We start from the raw sequence: 17249 nt of genomic DNA, 5'->3' as shown, positions 1-17249 counted from the left end.
TTGGGTAGGTTATGAAAACCACCCGGAGGAAATTCCTCCGGGTGGTTTGGCGTGGGTGCATGCAGGGGACGTTATGTTAATTTTAGGCATTAATTTATTGGTATTGTTTAATTTTTATTAACGTGTTTATAGAGGGTATGTGTTATGCCTTGAGTAATTATGACTACGTAATTAGGCATGCACCAATAAAATCCTCAAAAATGAGGATTGGGTGATTTATTGTGAGGAGAGTAGTCTTATTTGCGTAATTTTATTGAGGTTATTGATTGCTTTCGGTGATGCATAATTAAGTCCTACGTATCTTGGCTCCTTGTTAGGCTAAAGTGTAGTAGGTCATCATCCATTGCTATCACGCCCCTTTTACGTAGTGTCCATAGTATATCCACTACGTAGGGCCTTGCCTTAGCTTCTGTGTCGTCATCCATCACCACACCCCTCCTCTTCACCTCATCTATTACTGAGTCGACGAATATCAATGTCTCGGTCTTGCCCCTAACCTCGTTTAGTTTATTCATGGTTACCTCCTCAATTAGCCTTCTTAATTCCTCAGGTAGGTCTATACTGCTCATTTGATGTTCACCCATGTGAACTTCATGCAAACCCTATTGATGGGGCACTCGCTGCATTTAAGCTTTGAGCAGTAGTCGTGACCTATCTTGAATGCCCCCCTCTCGTAGATTATTGGGTCATTGCTTAACCTACCCACAGTCCTCACGATACCCTTAACCTCGTAAACTTTTATGGTTACGCCGCTATCCCTACCTGCCGCTATCTTATTAATTATCCTAAGCGTGTTGTCGTTGGTTGATATTAGAAATGCCCCGCTCCTGATGGTAACCATGGTGCTGTAGATGTCGGCAATCATTGTGTACCGCCTGTAGGCACCCCTAAATAGTAATCCAAGGGCTACGGGTAGGTTCGTCTCGTGGGAAACCCACCTGATGAACGTCCTAATAGCCCTCCTCCTCCTTTCATTAGCCCTGATTGGGTAGAACATGGCCAGGGACTTCTCGAAGGAGTCAAGATCGCGGAACTTGGGTATCCACCTCAGTAGCGTTGTTCCGTATGCGCCAGTTAATCTCCTAAGTCCGTAGACAAAGCTGTGGATTGCGTTATTAGCCTCCTTAATGTCCTCACCCCTAACCCCCTCACTTAAATAGTCGTTTAGTAATGCCATGCTAATGCCATCAGCCATGGAGTACTTGGGGTTGTTGAGCAGTTGGTTTATACGTTCGTAGTTCCTAGCCGCCACCCTGTATATTAATTCATTTCTCAGGTTTTTGAAGCCCGTAAACAATACCGTGATGAATAGTAGGTACCTAAGTAGTTCCTCAGTCTTTGGCACATTTGCGTATAACTGAATTAGGTGGCTTTGGTCCACCCTACCCTTATTAGTTTCTTGAATGTATATTTCGCGTATCCTTTGATAAGTTATGGATAATTCGTCAGGTAGGTTTTCAAATATTGTCTCCTTTACTGATCGTCCGAATTCACTGATTGCCTTTACAATATCCTCATACCTCTCCCTATTCTTCAAATCAATTTCAAGAGAGCTCATTGGCATTAACGTGGAAGATACAGTGGAATTTAAACCTTGTTGTGCACGCATTTAGGTATTAACAGGGATAATGCTGAAAAGGAAGGTAAGCTTTGATATGCCGATATGGATTTGGGTCTGAGGAATAAGGTCGCCCTAGTAACGGCATCCAGCCGAGGAATAGGCTTCGGCATCGCCAAGGTTTTAGCCCAGGAGGGCGCTAAAGTCGTGATAAGCGCTAGACGTGAGGATGAGCTGGCCAAGGCTAAGGAAATCATTACTAAGGAGAGCGGTGCCGAGGTGCTCGCCATAAAGGCTGACTTAACGGTGAAGGGCGATGTCGAGACACTCGTTAATGAGGTAATGAGGAGCTTCGGCACAATCGACATACTCGTCTATAACACAGGGCCTCCCAAGCCCGGCACGTTCTCCCAACTAACCGATGAAGATTGGGAATACGCAACCCGACTACTGCTACTAAGCGCTGTTTGGTTAACCAAGCGTGTTGTAGGTCACATGGTTAGTAAGGGTTGGGGAAGGTTAATATACGTGACCTCACTAACCCTCAGGCAGCCGATACCAAACCTCGTGCTATCAAACACCGTCAGACTAAGCCTAGCAGGGCTCGTGAAATCCCTAGCCATAGAGTATGGGCAGTACGGCATCACAGCAAATGGTGTAATGCAGGGCTACATAGAGACCGAGAGAATAAAACAACTAGCCCAGGAAGAAGCCAGGAACAGGAGCGTGAGTATCGACGAGGTGATTAAGAACTGGAGCGCCGAAGTCCCCGTCCGCAGGTACGGGAAACCCGAGGAAATAGGCTATCTTGTTGCTTTCCTAGCCAGCGACAAGGCAGCATACATAAACGGATCAATGATACTGATAGACGGAGGCTACGTCAAATGCGTCTTCTAACGGATCACTACCCTAAATAATGATAATGAGAAACAGCGAAGAAAAACATTAAAAACCCGTAAGGAACAAACAAGACAGGGCCCGTAGCTTAGCCAGGTAGAGCGCCCTGGGGCGAAAGCCCCGCGTAAGGCTCATAACCGGGAGGTCCCGGGTTCAAATCCCGGCGGGCCCACCATGAACTTTGTTCTATATTTCTCGGTTTGGGTTTTGGAAAATTGTTTTAGCCCCGTGGGTGTGGGTTTGTGGGGCCGCTTGGGCGAGGGCTTCCAAGCCGTGGCTCCTCTTGACGTCTGGTGCTCTGCGCTCGTACTCTGTTTGTTCATAGAGCTTCCCGAATACTTCAAGGCTTATTCTCTCGTCGTAAAGCGCCAGGATTAGCTCAGCCCTCAACCTCTTGAGCGGGTGATGCATGTACTTAGTGACGCGCCTAAGCAACCTAATGGCGTCCTCGCCGCTGAACACTAAGACGTTAGCTGCTCTCTGCGATTCAATGCTTCCAGCGATGCCAAACCTCTCGGCAATCACCCTCCTCAACACGTTGAGAATATACGATTTATGGCATTTCTTACAGGCTGTGATTCCCACATGGACGTAGGCATTATTATCTTTAAAGATACACCGTACTAATCCGTCTCCATCGATCATGCCTGCCACGAACATGGCGAGCCCCTCATCATTAAAACCATTAAGTATCCTTTCGAATTCGTCGGCGTTGAGATTAATGGGCCATGGCCACTCGTTAGGGCCTAGGTCTACGTAGAATGACAAAGCAATTGACTTGGTCGCGTGCCTCGTCCCCGGTATTATTCTTCCCCACTCAATTTCTGGGCGGGGTGTCTTAACTATGTTCAGAAGCATTGGGAAGAATACGGCGTCTATGGTGTTCGTTGTCCTTAATTTCAACTCAACGCCTTTTTCACGTCTCCTCACCGCTAGGTCGCTGGCCCTTAGCCCGAGCCAGTATGGCCGTTTTAAACTCCTCAATCCCTCAAGTCCAATTAACCATATGCATGGCTCTATGCCGTGCCTCCTGAACTCGTTAACGTCAATACCAACGAATTTCCACAACTCCTCGCACATCCTAATCTCGTCCCAACCGAGCACATCCCTCAGTAGGTCTTCGATGTTTTCAATGATGTTATTTCTCACTATCCTACTCTCTCCATTAATGTTGCACCTAACGAGCCATTTGTTCAGTCTTTTCGTGTTCATGCCCAACGCATCCCTAACCCAATTCCTCGACATCCTAAGTTCCATGAGTCTCATCAACAACTCGCACCTCAACTCATCACCACTGCTTAACCATAATTTATGAACCACGTCCTTAACACTGCTTACAATCTCATTACCAACCATGTTGCCGTTGTAACAGTTTGCCTTTATTAACTCCTCGATCTTCTTCATGACGCATTGTTTGTCGTTGTTTTCTAGGCACCTCATTGCCTTGCTTACCAACTCCATACATGTCTCTATCCTCCCCGCCCGGGTGGGTTTAGGCAGGGAGGCTTCGTTGCTTAACTCCTGATCCTCCTTGCTACTCATCGGGCCTTTGCCGACTCTCGGCGGCCCATTGATTTTAAACCCACCCACAGCAAAGCACTCACCTAGGTGCATAGCCGAAACACCTATGTTTCCTAAGTTCATTCATGAACATCCCAGCTACTTCGTTGCATAGTTTTGATCCCATACACTTACTGTAAACGAAGCTCCATAGTTGGCAATCAACTCCTCGATACGTCATGAGCCACCCAAGCGGCCAATCCACAACCCACACCAACAATCATTTTAACAACTAGATTTATAAGGCACCACGAACTCGAAGACCCAACCATTCTCCACTCAAGGCTGGCGATAACTTAAACGTGCCTAGGAACTAGGCACAAAACAGAAACACGCCATGCTCATGAAGAACAACCACAACAAACACCCAACATAACAACACGTACCGAGGAAAATAATAGAGAAACTACCGAGGGTAATGCTGGCGTGAGGACCAACAAGCCACCCAAGAAAACCCAAGGCACAACCACTAAAAACAAACAACCCGCCACGGGGGTCCCGGGTTCGAATCCCGGCGGGCCCACCAGGGCTTTGTTTTTGTTTCTTAGCCGCTTATTCCAGGCGTGTTGATGAGCGCTATATTTGGTTAGTACTTCGGGGCAGGGGATTGGTTGTGTAATGAGGTGGTGTCGAGGGTTGTGTTTAATTGCACATTACGTGTTGCGTGCTTCTGCGTGTTCTTATTTCGAAATCTACATTAATGAGTAGCTCCCACAATTCGTCAAGGGCGTCTTGGCATTTTATCTTGCCCATCCGTGCTCTTCCAATCGTTATTAATGCCTTGTCTATTTCCCTTTCTATGCTCATCAATCGTTCACCGTGGTTTTAGGCCTTTAAAGTTAGTTATCCTGTTTGTGGAAAGAGAATAGCATATATGTTGTTATTTTAAATGAACAGTTGCCTTTTTGAGCCGGGTCTTTGCTTTCTCTATGGGTTGATGATTCATTGCAGTGCTGATTAGTGAGGAGACTGACCTGCCCTGACCAGGTATGCCTTTTATGATTAGGGAAATCAGTGTATAGCCGCGGTCATCAGCGGTCGGGCACCTCCTCCCTCTTCACCAACTAAAACATTGGGGTTGGGGTTTTAAGTACCTTTTGCCGCTTTATATTTGTAAAGATTTATTACGATTTTAATTCAAGGATTGGGTGGTAAATACCAGTGATGGTTTTTACCGCGGGTGTTTCAACGTGTTGGTAATGCTTATTTACTTTTCCTTAAGCATTTATTGGGTTAAGTATGGAGTTGCTTAAGTGCGAGGTCCTTAGTGATCTAATTGAGGGGTTCCCCTTCGGTTACATGGTCCTCATAAGGGGTGACCTAGGTATGGGAAAGACCCTGCTCGTTAAACTCCTTGCCAAGAGCGTCCTTAATAACTACCCATTATTATACGTAACCTTCGACGACAACCCAGAATCCGTAGTTGATGACTTCAAGAACTTCAGCGATAGATTGTTCATAATTGATGGCTTCACGATCAGCGATCAACGTAAGGTTAAGTCACCCAATGTTATTGATTTTATTACGGAATTCGATCCGGGCCAGGTAATTAATAAGGTTGGGCAGGCCGTTTACTCTAAGGGTGTTCGTGGCTTAATAATTGACTCAATAAATGACCTACTCGTAAACGTGGATCCCAGGGGGTTGATAGCAATGCTTAAGCAGTTGAAGGCGTTATCACGGAGCCGAAACCTGGTTTCCTTCATTGTTGCCCATGTGACGACAGAGGATGTTGATAATTTGTTGAATACTGTGGAGTACGTGTTCGATGGTGTGATCGAGATGGAGTTTGATGAGAACATGGCAAATATAGGTATACCGGTGAGGAGGTTGAGGATTAAGAGGATGAAGGGTATATCCCACTCCATGAACTGGTTCTACTTCACCACAGCCAAGGGCACCATAGTACCAATCGACATAAATGAAATAAAGAATATGCTCAAAAACACACTGGAAAGCTTAGGTGTTCAAATACAGGGTGGCTAATAACATATGGATTTATTAAAAACCCTGGAAATACTCGTGGAATTCGACACAGTTAACGACCCATCGATTGGTAAGTACCCAGACCCTGGTGTCGTGGATTTCGTTGAGGGATTACTGAATGGTTTAGGCATTAGGACAAAGACGCTTATTAGTAATGGTTATAGGAGCATCATTGGTGTTGTTGGCAACGGCTCAGAATCCAGGGTATTAATGATGGCTCATCTTGATGTTGTTCCTTTTGTTCGTGATGAGTGGAGATTTGACCCACTTAGGCTGACTATTGCTGGTGATGTTGCGTATGGTAGGGGTGTGCTTGATGATAAGGGTAACGCTGCGGCGGCTCTTAAGGCTCTTGAGGGTGTTGTTGGTGAGGTTAATAGGGGTACGTTGATCGTCGCATTCACTACCGATGAGGAGGTTGGTGGCGAAAATGGCGCAAGGGTTGTTAGGGACTACCTACTAAGTAATGGCTTGAGGCCTAACTACGTCATTAATGCCGATGGTTATGGCATGGTCATTATAAATAGGAGGAGGGCTATATTCAACGCCGCTATAAGGACTAAGGGGTTGAAGGCAACAGTGAATGGTGTTAGGGAGGTTGTTAGGTTCAAGCTTGATTACAAGGTTAGGCCGCCACACCACGCAGCCTACTTCACACCAGGTGTGGATACGCACCCACTCCTAGCCCTATCCCAGTACCTATGGGTTAATAATGCGTACCTAGCAAGCATTAGGGGTTCCTTCGTTAAGGAAAATGTGACGCCAACATGGGTTGAGGCTGAGGTAGTCAAGCCATGCCGGGGATGCCCAATGCAGGATGTCGACTTGGGCTTAACCAACGCTGTTAAGGCGTTATTACCGCTGAGTAGGGTTAATCCCAGGGTTAAGGCGCAGAGCATTTACGGTGTTACCGCAACACCCAACGTGTACAGGTTTGCTGATGGTTTTCATGAGTTTGTGATTAATGTTAGGGCTATGACTGATGATCCACTGGCCATTAGGGAGTCGATGATGGAGGCAATCCAGGACTACTTCCAGGATATGGAGGTTGATGTTAGGGCTGAGGGTGGTGTTGGTTACCTCAACACACCAAGGGATTCCAAGCTAGTGACAACAGCCATGGAGGTTTTGAGGAAATTAGGCGTGGAGTCCATTGTTATGGAGATGGCTGGGGCAAGCGACTCAAAGTACTTCTCACCATTTGGCATAGAGGCAATAGACTTCGGCCCAATCGGAGAAAATGCACATGGACCAAACGAGAGTGTGGATATTAAGTCGTTAGAGCTTACGGCTAGATTTTACGGGAGACTTATTAAGGAACTTTTGCCTGGTTAAATTTAAACGTAGGATCTCGTGTATTTTTATTTTTACATTAATATGAAGAGTGCAACGAGACCATAGATCGCTATAGCCTCTGCCAAAGCAACGAAAACTAGGTACAGGGCAAATAATTCCCTCCTCTCAACCATGGCACTAACAGCTGCAGCACCAGCTAGTCCAACACCAACGCCACCACCTAAGGCTGCAAGCCCAAAACCAACGCCAGCACCCAAGTACCTGGCTGCCATAACCTGGGCCTGGTCAGTCGCCTGCGCATGCACTACAACAGCCGTAATTGCCAATATTAACGCGGCAACAACCAAAGTCCTCAATATCCTTGCCCTAACCATCACGATACAGACCATAATGCATTTTTAAAATTTATTCCAGGGAAAAATGACGATAAGTGTATTTTAAGCACAACGTGAGAAAGTTACGAACATATTCTTTTGAATTTAAATAAACACAAAAGCAAGCATTCTAATTTATAGAGTATTCTTGGTGCCGGGGCCGGGATTTGAACCCGGGCCCCCTTGCGGGGACGGACTATCTAGTTCTTTTATTTCAACTCCAGGCCCGTTCAGGTCCCTACGGTTAATCCCGTGGGGATCGCCTTGGACCTGGCTCGGCCACCCCGGCGGATCACTATGTTATAAGCGGTGATTTAAAACTTTGCCCATACTGATTATTTCCTTACATGTTTGTACATTTATTCTTGCATAGCTTCTTGGTATTGCTATGCCCATTTTCCTTAATTGTCCTATTGATATTTTATCCTGGAATAATTTTGGTTTTGTTATTTTTAATATGAGTATTCTCCTGCTTGATTTAAGGTAGTTGTTTTGTATGAATTCCTCATTGTCTCTAGGTATTTTACGGCATAGTGTTCTCAAGTTATTAATTAGTTCATTCGGTTTTACTACCACTGTATGTCCTGCTATGAAATAGCCTGTAACTGCCATCACAGGCTTTGATGAGTATACGAGAATTACATCACCCTCATTAATTGCCCCTAGGTATGTCCTGACTTCGCAATCCTTGTGACCATTGAGTATTTCCTCCGCGAATTGCGGTTTGAAGGACATTAGGAAGCAGTTCATTTTAACCAAAGGCCTTAAGCAGCCTTGCTAGGTAGTCCCAGTACTCGTCGATTTCCTTCTCGATCTCCCTGACATCCTCCTCGGTCAAGTGGGAGAATCTTCCCTGCCTCTTTAGGAATTCGATTATTGGCTTCCTCCTGGACTTATCGAGGTGGGTGTTGCTCGGCGGATTCAGCCTTATCCTCCCATGGTCCCACTCGTAAAGTGGGAAGTACCCCGTCTCCGTTGCCAGCCTGGCTATTTCGACCGTCATTTCCTCTGGGTAACGCCACCCTGGTGGGCATGGTGCTAGTACGTGTATAAATGCGGGCCCCTCATCCAGGTAGTCAAGAGCAGTCTTAACCTTATTAGCTAGGTCTATTGGGTAGGCTATGTTTGCTGTTGCTGCGTATGGTATGTGGTGTCCAATGACTATACTCATTATATCCTTCTTCCTCTGGACCTTACCCCTCAACTTACTACCAACTGGTGATGTTGTTGTCCAGGCGAAGTGTGGTGTTCCTCCTGATCTTTGTATTCCTGTGTTCATGTAGGCCTCATTATCATAAAGCACATAAAGCACACCATGACCACGCTCAAGCATACCACTAAGAGACTGCAAACCAATATCATAAGTACCACCATCGCCCGCGATAACCATAACCCTAGCCTTAGTGTCCAGAATCCCCTTCCTCCTAAGTGCCTTAAGCGCCGACTCAACGCCAGATGCCGCGGCGGCTGCGTTCTCGAAGGCTACGTGTAGGTATGGGATACTCCATGCTGTGTATGGATACGACGTAGTAGTCACCTCTATACACCCCGTCGCATTGACGACAATTATGTCAGAGCCTGCGGCCTTTAATAACCACCTAACGGCTATCGAGGGACCGCATCCAGCACATGTTAATTGTCCAGGCCCGAAGTGCTCCTCAACGGGTAAATCCTTTATTGTCCTGAAGTAGACCTTCATGATCTCAACCCCAGGAATACAGTACTTCTTGGATACTCACCAGTCTTTGCGTGTTCATCGAGCATTTTATAAAGATTATAGAAGTCATCAGCAAGCATTGTTCTTTGGGATATACCGTGGACCACGGATATGACGGGCTTCTCAATATCCCTACTGTATAGGGCGGAAACAACATCGCTAAACACGGGTCCCTCGTAAACATCGCCGGGAGTTAATGCCCTATCGACAACAGCCACGATCTTGGCATCCTTTACTGCATTGACTAACTCATCAGTAGGGAAGGGTCTGAATAACCTTATCCTAACCACGCCAGCCCTTAACCCCCTCTCCCTAGCCCTCCTAGCCGCCTCCTTGGCATTACCACTTGATGCGCCTCCATATGTTATTAACACGTAATCGGCATCATCAACCATGTACTTCTCGACTAAGTCGTAATTTGTGCCGAAAGCCTTATTGAATTCCTCATGAACCTCCTTAATTACTTGCTTGGATTCCCTCAGCGCATGCACTGCCTGGTATTTTATTTCGTAATACCAATCAGGGCTTGCTATGACACCCATGGTTATTGGTTTCCTCGGATCAAGCCTATACCTGCTTAGATTCCTTGGTGTGAATTTTCTTACGTATTCTTCGTGGTATAGTTCCACGGGTTCTGTTGTGTGGCTCATTAGGAATCCATCGTATGAAACCATCACGGGCAACAACACCCTTTGGTCCTCGGCTATCCTGTACGCCATGATTATTGAGTCATAAACCTCCTGAGCCGAGGAGGCAATAATCATGATCCAGCCAGCATCTCTGGCGTTCATGATATCTTGGTAATCGCCATGAATACTGATTGGTGCGGACAACGCCCTCCCTGGTACAGCCATAACCACAGGTAACCTAAGACCCGAGGTTATGTGCAATACCTCATGCATGAATTCGAGGCCTTGGGCTGCCGTGGCCGTGAACACCCTAGCACCGGCCGCCGAAGCGCCAACAACTGCGGATAAGGCGCTGTGTTCGGACTCAACGGGTATATACTCAGCGTCTAGCTCCCCATTGGCAACGAACTCCGCGAGCTTCTCTATTATTGTTGTCTGTGGCGTTATTGGATAAGCGGCAATCACATCAACATCGATAGCCTTAACGGCATAGGCGGCTGCGTAATTCGATGTGAGCCCAAGGCGTTCCTTAACAACCTCCTCCCTAATACCTAGCACCTTAGCCTCCATCATCCACCCACCTCGGGTACCATCTTTATTGCCTTAACGGGGCACTCGTGGGCGCATATTCCACATCCCTTACAATGGTCGTAGTCTACCTCATACGTCACATCATACTTCTTGCCACTCCTGGTCGTGTATGGCTTATTCAGCTCTAATATGGCTGGCTCTGGGCAGTACATCCAGCATATCCTACACCTTATGCATGCGTCCTGATCTATCACTGGGCGTTCCGTTCTCCAAGTACCGGTCAGGTTATTACGTGCATTGCCAGGTTCAATTACGAAACCACCTATTGGTAGGTCTCTCCATGTTAATCGTATCATCACATAATCACCTCAGCCGCCTTATAAGCCTCTTCTAGGGCTTCGGTATTTGCCTTACCGAGCCTTTTACCGAAGGTTTCCATTACAAGCTCCTTCACGGTCTCTAGATCAACGAGATCGAGAACCTTGAGTAAGGCACCAAGCATTGTGGTGTTTACTATGGGCTTGCCCAGGTGCTTTGTGGCTATTTCATACGCATTCACGTAAATAACCCTACCACTAAAACCAGTCAACTCCTGCCTAACCTCATCCTTACTACTTGCGTTTACAACTATGCAATCCCTCGTGATTGCAGGTATGTTGAAAATACTCAACAACCTAGTATCAAACACAACAGAAATATTTGGCTTCTCAATAGGTTCCCTAGCTAGGACGGGTTCTCTGGATAATCTAACATAAGCCCTAACAGGGGCACCCCTACGCTCAGCGCCATACTCGGGGAAGGAGCTTGCGAATAAGCCACGCTTAATTGCCGCCTGGGCAATAATCTGGGCAGCCGTAACAGCGCCCTGACCCCCCCTGCCATAGAAGGTTATTTCCACAGTAGAGTTGGTCATCCTAGGTCAAGTCATCGTTATAGAAGCCTCTTATAAACCCTTTAGTCTATATTCTTATAAATAAGTGAAATAGGTATAAGAGTAATTATTTTTGCCCCCTGCATGCACCCACGCCATTGGTGTCGGATCAGCGGCCCGGTTTGGCCGGGTCGTTGGCCCGGCACCAATGACGTGAATGCAAGGCAGGTATAGGCTCTGTGTGTATCTTAAGCACTTTGTTTAAATAGGTTTTTGTAAAGTATTATCTTAATATCATCTTGCTTTGGGCTTTTCTTAGTCGTTTTCCCGTGAACATTTATAAGGGTGGTTTATTTATCGTGTTATGATGGGCGATATAATCTGTACGACTGTTAATGAGGATTTTGCCTTCGACTTATTCTCTAGGGCTAGGTATGTTGTTTTGATTAAGGATGGTGCGGTTATTCATAGGGAGGTGAATCCAGCCCTTAACTTTACAAATAAGAGACCCGTTGTGGCTAGGAGGTGTGTTGAGCTGGGCGCTACCATGGTCCTCGCGCCCCATGGTTCGTTGTGCCTTCCTTCGTATCTGATATTGAGGAGGGCTGGTGTTCGTATGTACGTTGTTAAGCCTGGCGTGGCTTTCAACAATGATGTTGAAGCTAATCCAGTTAATTCTTGGGAGGTTATTTACTCAAGTCTCTTGGCTGTAGCTGAGAGGGTGGGTGAGGTGTTTGGCCATGGATAGCTTGGATTTTTATGTTAATACCCTAAACACGTTTTTCGGTATATCCAGGTGTGGCTCTGGTGTGCCTATACTTGGTATTCCAATGGAGGATACCGTTAGTTTCAGGCCTGGTACACGATTTGCACCTGGTGTGATTAGGCAGTGGAGTCAATACTTCGAGTTCACCCCAAGTATTGATCTTGGATTTGACGTATTAAGTAAGGCCTGTGACCTTGGTGATGTGTCGCTCCTCCAGGGCTTGGTTGATAGGAATGTTGAGAGGATTAAGGCTGTCGTTAATGAAGCCCTGAGTAGGTGGGGTAGGGTCATAAGCATTGGTGGTGAGCACACGCTTAGTTTGGGCACTGCGAGGGCTTTAAGCGAGAATAGGGGTTCGTATGGTATTTACGTACATGTTGACGCACACCTTGACTCAAGGGAAGAGTGGCCCATTGGTCAACCCCTATCCCACGCAACCTTTGTTCGGCACATTGTTAGGGATGTCAAGCCACAATTATTGATTTTCCTTGGGCCTAGGTCATATGATCCGGAGGAGCTTACCTTTGTTAAGGATCTCGAGAATTCCGTACTCCTCACGACCAAGGATTTAAGGTTAATGAGTAAGTACGAGCTTAGGATGTGGGTTAGGGAGTTATTGGATAGCTACTCAGGCCCTATACACCTCAGTATTGATGTTGACGTCCTGGACCCCTCAATAATGCCTGGCGTTGGTAATCCCGAGGGGCTTGGGCTAAGTTATGGTGAGTTATTGAGGGTTGTGGAGGCTGTGCTTGATCACGGTGGTTCTAGGGTTAGGGTTGTGGATTTGGTTGAGTATTCACCGCCAAATGACCCGAACCTAATGTCCTTACCTGTGGTTATCAAGCTCATACTTGACGTACTCAATTACCTAACCTAAAAGTTTATTTGATATCTGGGTTCGCCTTGTCTGATGGATCTTGAAAAGTTCCTGGAGCTTATGAGCGAGGCTGGATTTTTCTACCCAAGCTTCGAGATTTATAGAAGCAGGGCTGAGGTTGGCGGTTTCTATGACTATGGCCCACTGGGTGTTGAATTGAAGAGGAACATTATCGAGAAATGGCGCAGAATATTTGTGTACCCATATCAAGACTTCATAGTTGAGATCGAGACACCCATCATAATGCCCAGGATAGTTTTCGAGGCGAGCGGGCACCTTGAACACTTCACGGATGCGATTGTTGAATGCACGAGGTGTGGTCGTAAGTACAGGGCTGATCACCTAATAGAGGAGGAGTTGGGTAGGAGGGGTATTTCCGTCAAGACTGAGGGGCTTAGTTTCGAGGAGCTTGATGAATTGATTAGGAAATATGGTATTAAATGCCCAGCCTGCGGTGGTGAGCTGGGTAATGTTAGGGCTTTCAACTTGTTGTTTCAAACAACCATAGGCCCATACAGTGAGAACGTTGGCTACCTAAGGCCCGAGACTGCCCAGGGTATGTTCGTATCATTCCCGAAGGTGTTTAACCTAGTTGGTAGGAGATTACCGCTTGGCATTGCCCAGATCGGTAAGGTTGGTAGGAATGAGATATCGCCTAGGCAGGGTCTCATTAGGCTTAGGGAGTTTGCGCAGATGGAGATAGAGTTCTTCTTTGATCCGGAGGATGCCAAGTGCCCGTACCTGGACGAGCTGGATGTTAAGCTTAGGATAATACCCGAGAGGGACGTGGCTGCTGGTGCCAAGGAGCCCAGGGAGTTCGGTCCTAGGGAGGCTGTTGAGGTTGGTGTGGTGCCGAATGAGTGGATGGCGTTTTTCATGGGTTTAGCCACAATATACATGAACGAGCTTGGTATACCGCTCGATCACCAGTACTTCCTGGCTAAGTTACCTCAGGAGAGGGCTCATTATTCTTCGGCCAGCTTTGACCAGATGGTGTATAGTGAGAGGTTTGGTTGGGTTGAGGTTAGTGGGCATGCCTATAGGACTGATTATGACTTGAGTAGGCACATGAAGTATAGTGGTTATGATTTAACGGTGGAGAGGAGGTTAAGCACGCCCAAGGAGGTTACCGAGATTAGGGTATATCCAAACCCACAAAGGATTAGGGACGCCTTCGGTAATGAGGCGTCTAAGGTTATGCAGGCAGTGGGTAAGGCAGACCCAAGCTGGTTAGCCAGTGAGTTGGGCAGTAAGGGTGTGGTTACTGTAAATGGTTACTCAATAACGCGTGACATGGTTTTTATTAAGGAGGAGAGGAGGAAGGTTTTTGTGGAAAGGTTCGTGCCCCATGATGTGGAGCCATCCTTTGGAGTAGATAGGATTGTCTACGTAACGTTGGAGCACGCGTACACCGAAATTGATGGTAAGCCACTACTTAGGCTACCGCCTGACGTGGCGCCAATAAAGGTGGCAGTATTACCAATAATTAGGAAGGATAATTACGTGAGTATTGGTAAGAGATTATTCCGTGAATTCTCAATGGCTGGCGTTAGGGCTGTGTATGATGACGATGGCACCATAGGCAGTAGATACGCTAAATATGACTCGCTCGGTGTACCCTTTGCCATAACTATTGATGACAAAACCCCAGTTGATAATACCGTAACCATAAGGGATAGAGATACGAAGGCCCAGGTAAGGGTTGGCGTTAGTGATGTGGTCAATATTGTGGTCAATGCGGTATTGAGAAAATTAACAATAAATGAACTGGCTAAGTCGATGGGTCTTCAATTAATTACGAGAGATAAGAGATAGAAGTAACGCCTGAAACACGAATAATTTTGCCAAGGCTTTATTAATGGAAGAGTGCTGTTCTGACTGTTCATTTTCATCGTTAGAGTGCCAATTCTCTTAACCTCACTGTAGTGGTGAAGGATAATGGTGGATTAGACTTATAAACTGATCACTCGCTAACAGTGCCGATGGCGAAGAGAGGCGGAGCACGTCAGGTAGGTGTTAGTTGGCGTTTTCATAAGACACCTGGTATATTCATGAATAGCTTAGTCCCTGTTGCTGATAACAGTGGTGCCAAGCTCGTTAGGGTGATAGGCATTATAGGGCATACAGCAAAGCCCGTACATAGGGAAATACCTGGGGCAGCGGTTGGAGACATGGTTGTTGTGAGCGTAGTTGAGGGTAAGCCTGAGGTTAGGAAGCAGATATTGAGGGCTATCGTGATTAGGCAGAGGAGGCCGTACAGGAGGCCTGATGGGACCTGGATCGCGTTTGAGGATAATGCCGTGGTCATAACCGACGAGAATGGTGCACCAAAGGGTAGTGAGATACATGGTCCAGTGGCCATGGAGGCAGCCTTAAGGTGGCCCGGTATATCGAATTTAGCAACAATAATAATTTAACAGGAGATTTTTACAAACCCATAGGTATTCCACCTAGGTTCTTTTCCGAAGAACTACCCTAAGTACGTTAGCCCTCACATCCTCACTAACAACTTCATAATCGTACTGTGAAACGAAGCCTCTAATGAATGCCATAAGGGCCTTATTACCAATATCAGTGGTGCCACTGGGGCCTATGGCCATCAACTCTATCGTGTTATTATCCAACTTCTTAATCTCCACGTGTCTCACAGCCATTAATCGAGTAAGTCTAGATATGGCCTCAAGTAGCTCCTCAAGGTTATCAAACTCCATCCTAATTAATGCTCCAACCTGGTGCCCATACCTCTCATATATGTCCCATAGCAGGTTTACCGTCTTGCTCATCTCCTCCCTTAAATCGCTTGGTAATCTATCATCCGTAGACATCCTAATTAGTGTTGTGGTCATTGTTGTGCAAACCTCCTCAACGAGTTTCATGGGCATGGGAATCACATCCATCGTACTTAGGATTTTGTATAATCTCCAGAAGTAAATCAAATCCGAAGGTTCGAACCCATCCTTAATAAGCTCAGCCGCTAACTTAAGCCCCTCACCAGCAACAAAGAAGAGGGTCTTACCTCTACTCTTAGCTACGTGGGATAGCTCGGTTGCCACATTCTTGGGGACCATAATTGTTGTCCTGGAGTAACCCTCCGCCCCCTGTTCTGTGTTTTCCTTAGACATAAATAATCAACTATTTATGTGAATTCATTAGAATACTTATAAGCCTTATTACACACGGATTAACGTAATAACCGTGAAATATCGCGTATTATTGCCATGTAAGTTTCATGAAATCAGGGTGTAGACTAGTAGAATAAATAATTCCATGAGTATTTAGAGGGTGATAGCACCCTCAAGCCTATACCTTTCCCTAGCCAATCTAAATAGCCTCCTCCAAATGAAGACGCTCAGCAGTATCACGTTTATTGCAAGTATTAAACTCATAGCCTCTAAACCAACAATGTTGCCCACGGCCGTGTAGTAATCCATGAGTGCCGTATACCCATGGACCATGTATACATGACCATTGAGGCCCTGTATGTACTCAGCAACCTCAAGTCCACCCCATGTTGATCCAACGGTGCTTGCAAGGCCTGTTATTGTGGCGGGCATAGCCCCCGGTATAGCCAGTCTTCTAAGCTTCTGCCAAGTGCTTAACTTAAGATTGTCAGCGACATCCCAAAGGCTCCTTGGTATTGTCTTCATACCAACGTACATGTTGTATATAACGTACCAGGCGGTGCTGAGGAAGGCAACTATGAATACGAGGAGCTCCAGCGATGCATGTATGCCTAGGGTTATGGCTAGGTATGTCACGAACGGTATGGCTATTAATGGCAGGTATGCGGATACGGGTATTGAGGCAAGGTCTTCGAATATTGGTAATAGAATTGCCTCAACCCTCCTATTTGTTACCATTAGGTAATTAATGGGTATTGCTATTACTATCGAGACCAAGGTCACCAAGACAACCCTTAACCAATCAAGCCCTAGGTAATAGAGATAGAGTATGCCGTGGTTATAGATATCATTTATTATCGGTACCCACGTAGACTGCCATGTTGAGTATATTGCGTAAGTAAGCCAAGCAATGATTGCAACCCCAAAGGCTAAGCCGACGTACTTCTCCGTAACCGTTAATACGTTTCTGGGCCTTGGTCTAGTCGTTAATCTATGCCTAATGGCGTAACTCGATGCCTTAATAAAAACAGGCATTACGGCATCCTCAATCGCCGCCACCCT

Annotated in this window: 20 protein-coding genes and 2 tRNA genes; 8 read left to right on the top strand and 14 right to left on the bottom strand. The window is 46.3% G+C overall.

The features are described from left to right. Positions 1-293 precede the first annotated feature (293 nt). The gene (locus B7L70_RS08555) at positions 294-569 is read right to left on the bottom strand and encodes a hypothetical protein (protein WP_081227435.1); all 276 of its coding nucleotides are present in this window, start codon (positions 567-569) and stop codon (positions 294-296) included. Further along, positions 566-1558, bottom strand: a complete 993-nt coding sequence (locus tag B7L70_RS08550) for a hypothetical protein (RefSeq protein ID WP_081227438.1) — start codon at positions 1556-1558, stop codon at positions 566-568. Before B7L70_RS08550 ends, B7L70_RS08555 begins: the two co-directional genes overlap by 4 nt. Before the next feature lie 105 nt (positions 1559-1663). Here B7L70_RS08550 and B7L70_RS08545 point away from each other — a divergent pair, with 105 nt between their 5' ends. Both B7L70_RS08545 and B7L70_RS08540 read left to right on the top strand, forming a co-directional pair. After that, on the top strand, positions 1664-2455 hold the full coding sequence (locus tag B7L70_RS08545) for an SDR family oxidoreductase (RefSeq protein WP_081227434.1): 792 nt from the start codon (positions 1664-1666) through the stop codon (positions 2453-2455). Between the two features lie 77 nt (positions 2456-2532). Next, positions 2533-2630, top strand: a tRNA-Ile gene (locus B7L70_RS08540). Between the two features lie 11 nt (positions 2631-2641). On the opposite strand, the gene B7L70_RS08535 is transcribed toward B7L70_RS08540, so the two are convergent. From B7L70_RS08535 to B7L70_RS13475, 3 genes are all read right to left on the bottom strand, one after another. Further along, on the bottom strand, positions 2642-4069 hold the full coding sequence (locus tag B7L70_RS08535) for an LAGLIDADG family homing endonuclease (RefSeq protein WP_143701602.1): 1428 nt from the start codon (positions 4067-4069) through the stop codon (positions 2642-2644). Then, the gene (locus B7L70_RS13480; protein ID WP_162009145.1) at positions 4056-4229 is read right to left on the bottom strand and encodes a hypothetical protein; all 174 of its coding nucleotides are present in this window, start codon (positions 4227-4229) and stop codon (positions 4056-4058) included. The genes B7L70_RS08535 and B7L70_RS13480 overlap by 14 nt, the downstream gene beginning before the upstream one ends. A gap of 428 nt (positions 4230-4657) precedes the next feature. After that, positions 4658-4822: a hypothetical protein gene (locus B7L70_RS13475; RefSeq protein WP_162009144.1), complete on the bottom strand. Its 165-nt coding sequence runs from the start codon at positions 4820-4822 to the stop codon at positions 4658-4660. A gap of 432 nt (positions 4823-5254) precedes the next feature. Between B7L70_RS13475 and B7L70_RS08530 the strand changes: the two genes are divergently transcribed. Both B7L70_RS08530 and B7L70_RS08525 read left to right on the top strand, forming a co-directional pair. Continuing rightward, a complete protein-coding gene (locus B7L70_RS08530; protein ID WP_081227432.1) occupies positions 5255-6001 on the top strand; it encodes an RAD55 family ATPase in 747 nt (248 codons plus the stop codon). 6 nt (positions 6002-6007) lie between these two features. After that, positions 6008-7336 carry a M20/M25/M40 family metallo-hydrolase gene (locus B7L70_RS08525; protein WP_081227431.1) on the top strand — a complete coding sequence of 443 codons (1329 nt, stop codon included), beginning with the start codon at positions 6008-6010 and terminating at the stop codon, positions 7334-7336. 32 nt (positions 7337-7368) lie between these two features. Here B7L70_RS08525 and B7L70_RS08520 read toward each other — a convergent pair whose 3' ends face one another. From B7L70_RS08520 to B7L70_RS08495, 7 genes are all read right to left on the bottom strand, one after another. Beyond that, positions 7369-7671 carry an ATPase gene (locus tag B7L70_RS08520; protein WP_101940266.1) on the bottom strand — a complete coding sequence of 101 codons (303 nt, stop codon included), beginning with the start codon at positions 7669-7671 and terminating at the stop codon, positions 7369-7371. A 149-nt stretch (positions 7672-7820) separates the two neighbouring features. Next, positions 7821-7960 (bottom strand) — tRNA-Ser (locus tag B7L70_RS13470). Between the two features lie 11 nt (positions 7961-7971). After that, the gene (locus B7L70_RS08515) at positions 7972-8406 is read right to left on the bottom strand and encodes a hypothetical protein (RefSeq protein ID WP_081227430.1); all 435 of its coding nucleotides are present in this window, start codon (positions 8404-8406) and stop codon (positions 7972-7974) included. 16 nt (positions 8407-8422) lie between these two features. Next, positions 8423-9370, bottom strand: a complete 948-nt coding sequence (porB, locus tag B7L70_RS08510; RefSeq protein ID WP_081227429.1) for a pyruvate synthase subunit PorB — start codon at positions 9368-9370, stop codon at positions 8423-8425. Continuing rightward, a complete protein-coding gene (locus B7L70_RS08505; protein WP_081227428.1) occupies positions 9367-10590 on the bottom strand; it encodes a ferredoxin oxidoreductase in 1224 nt (407 codons plus the stop codon). Before B7L70_RS08505 ends, porB begins: the two co-directional genes overlap by 4 nt. Then, positions 10587-10904, bottom strand: coding sequence for a 4Fe-4S binding protein (locus B7L70_RS08500; protein ID WP_081227427.1), 318 nt, complete (start codon positions 10902-10904; stop codon positions 10587-10589). Before B7L70_RS08500 ends, B7L70_RS08505 begins: the two co-directional genes overlap by 4 nt. Beyond that, positions 10904-11461 (bottom strand): 2-oxoacid:acceptor oxidoreductase family protein, encoded by a 558-nt coding sequence (locus tag B7L70_RS08495; protein ID WP_081227426.1) that lies wholly within the window; start codon positions 11459-11461, stop codon positions 10904-10906. Before B7L70_RS08495 ends, B7L70_RS08500 begins: the two co-directional genes overlap by 1 nt. Before the next feature lie 325 nt (positions 11462-11786). Here B7L70_RS08495 and B7L70_RS08490 point away from each other — a divergent pair, with 325 nt between their 5' ends. The 4 genes from B7L70_RS08490 to B7L70_RS08475 all read left to right on the top strand — a co-directional run bounded on the left by B7L70_RS08490 (position 11787) and on the right by B7L70_RS08475 (position 15482). Next, positions 11787-12167, top strand: coding sequence for a hypothetical protein (locus tag B7L70_RS08490; protein WP_238376176.1), 381 nt, complete (start codon positions 11787-11789; stop codon positions 12165-12167). After that, complete coding sequence (locus B7L70_RS08485) at positions 12160-13065, top strand: agmatinase family protein (protein WP_081227436.1); 906 nt, start codon at positions 12160-12162, stop codon at positions 13063-13065. Before B7L70_RS08490 ends, B7L70_RS08485 begins: the two co-directional genes overlap by 8 nt. Before the next feature lie 33 nt (positions 13066-13098). After that, the gene (gene glyS / locus B7L70_RS08480) at positions 13099-14880 is read left to right on the top strand and encodes a glycine--tRNA ligase (RefSeq protein WP_081227424.1); all 1782 of its coding nucleotides are present in this window, start codon (positions 13099-13101) and stop codon (positions 14878-14880) included. A gap of 167 nt (positions 14881-15047) precedes the next feature. Then, positions 15048-15482 (top strand): 50S ribosomal protein L14, encoded by a 435-nt coding sequence (locus B7L70_RS08475; RefSeq protein WP_081227423.1) that lies wholly within the window; start codon positions 15048-15050, stop codon positions 15480-15482. Between the two features lie 33 nt (positions 15483-15515). Here the strand turns inward: B7L70_RS08475 and B7L70_RS08470 are convergent, their stop codons facing one another. Both B7L70_RS08470 and B7L70_RS08465 read right to left on the bottom strand, forming a co-directional pair. Beyond that, entirely contained in the window at positions 15516-16187 is a 672-nt protein-coding gene (locus tag B7L70_RS08470; RefSeq protein WP_081227422.1) for a hypothetical protein, read from the bottom strand. A gap of 153 nt (positions 16188-16340) precedes the next feature. Further along, positions 16341-17249: ABC transporter permease subunit (locus tag B7L70_RS08465; RefSeq protein ID WP_143701601.1), on the bottom strand; the 909-nt coding region annotated here is incomplete at its 5' end.

Source organism: Vulcanisaeta sp. EB80, assembly GCF_002078205.2.
Note: the sequence above shows the minus strand (reverse complement) of the source record. Positions and strands in the feature narration are given on the sequence as shown.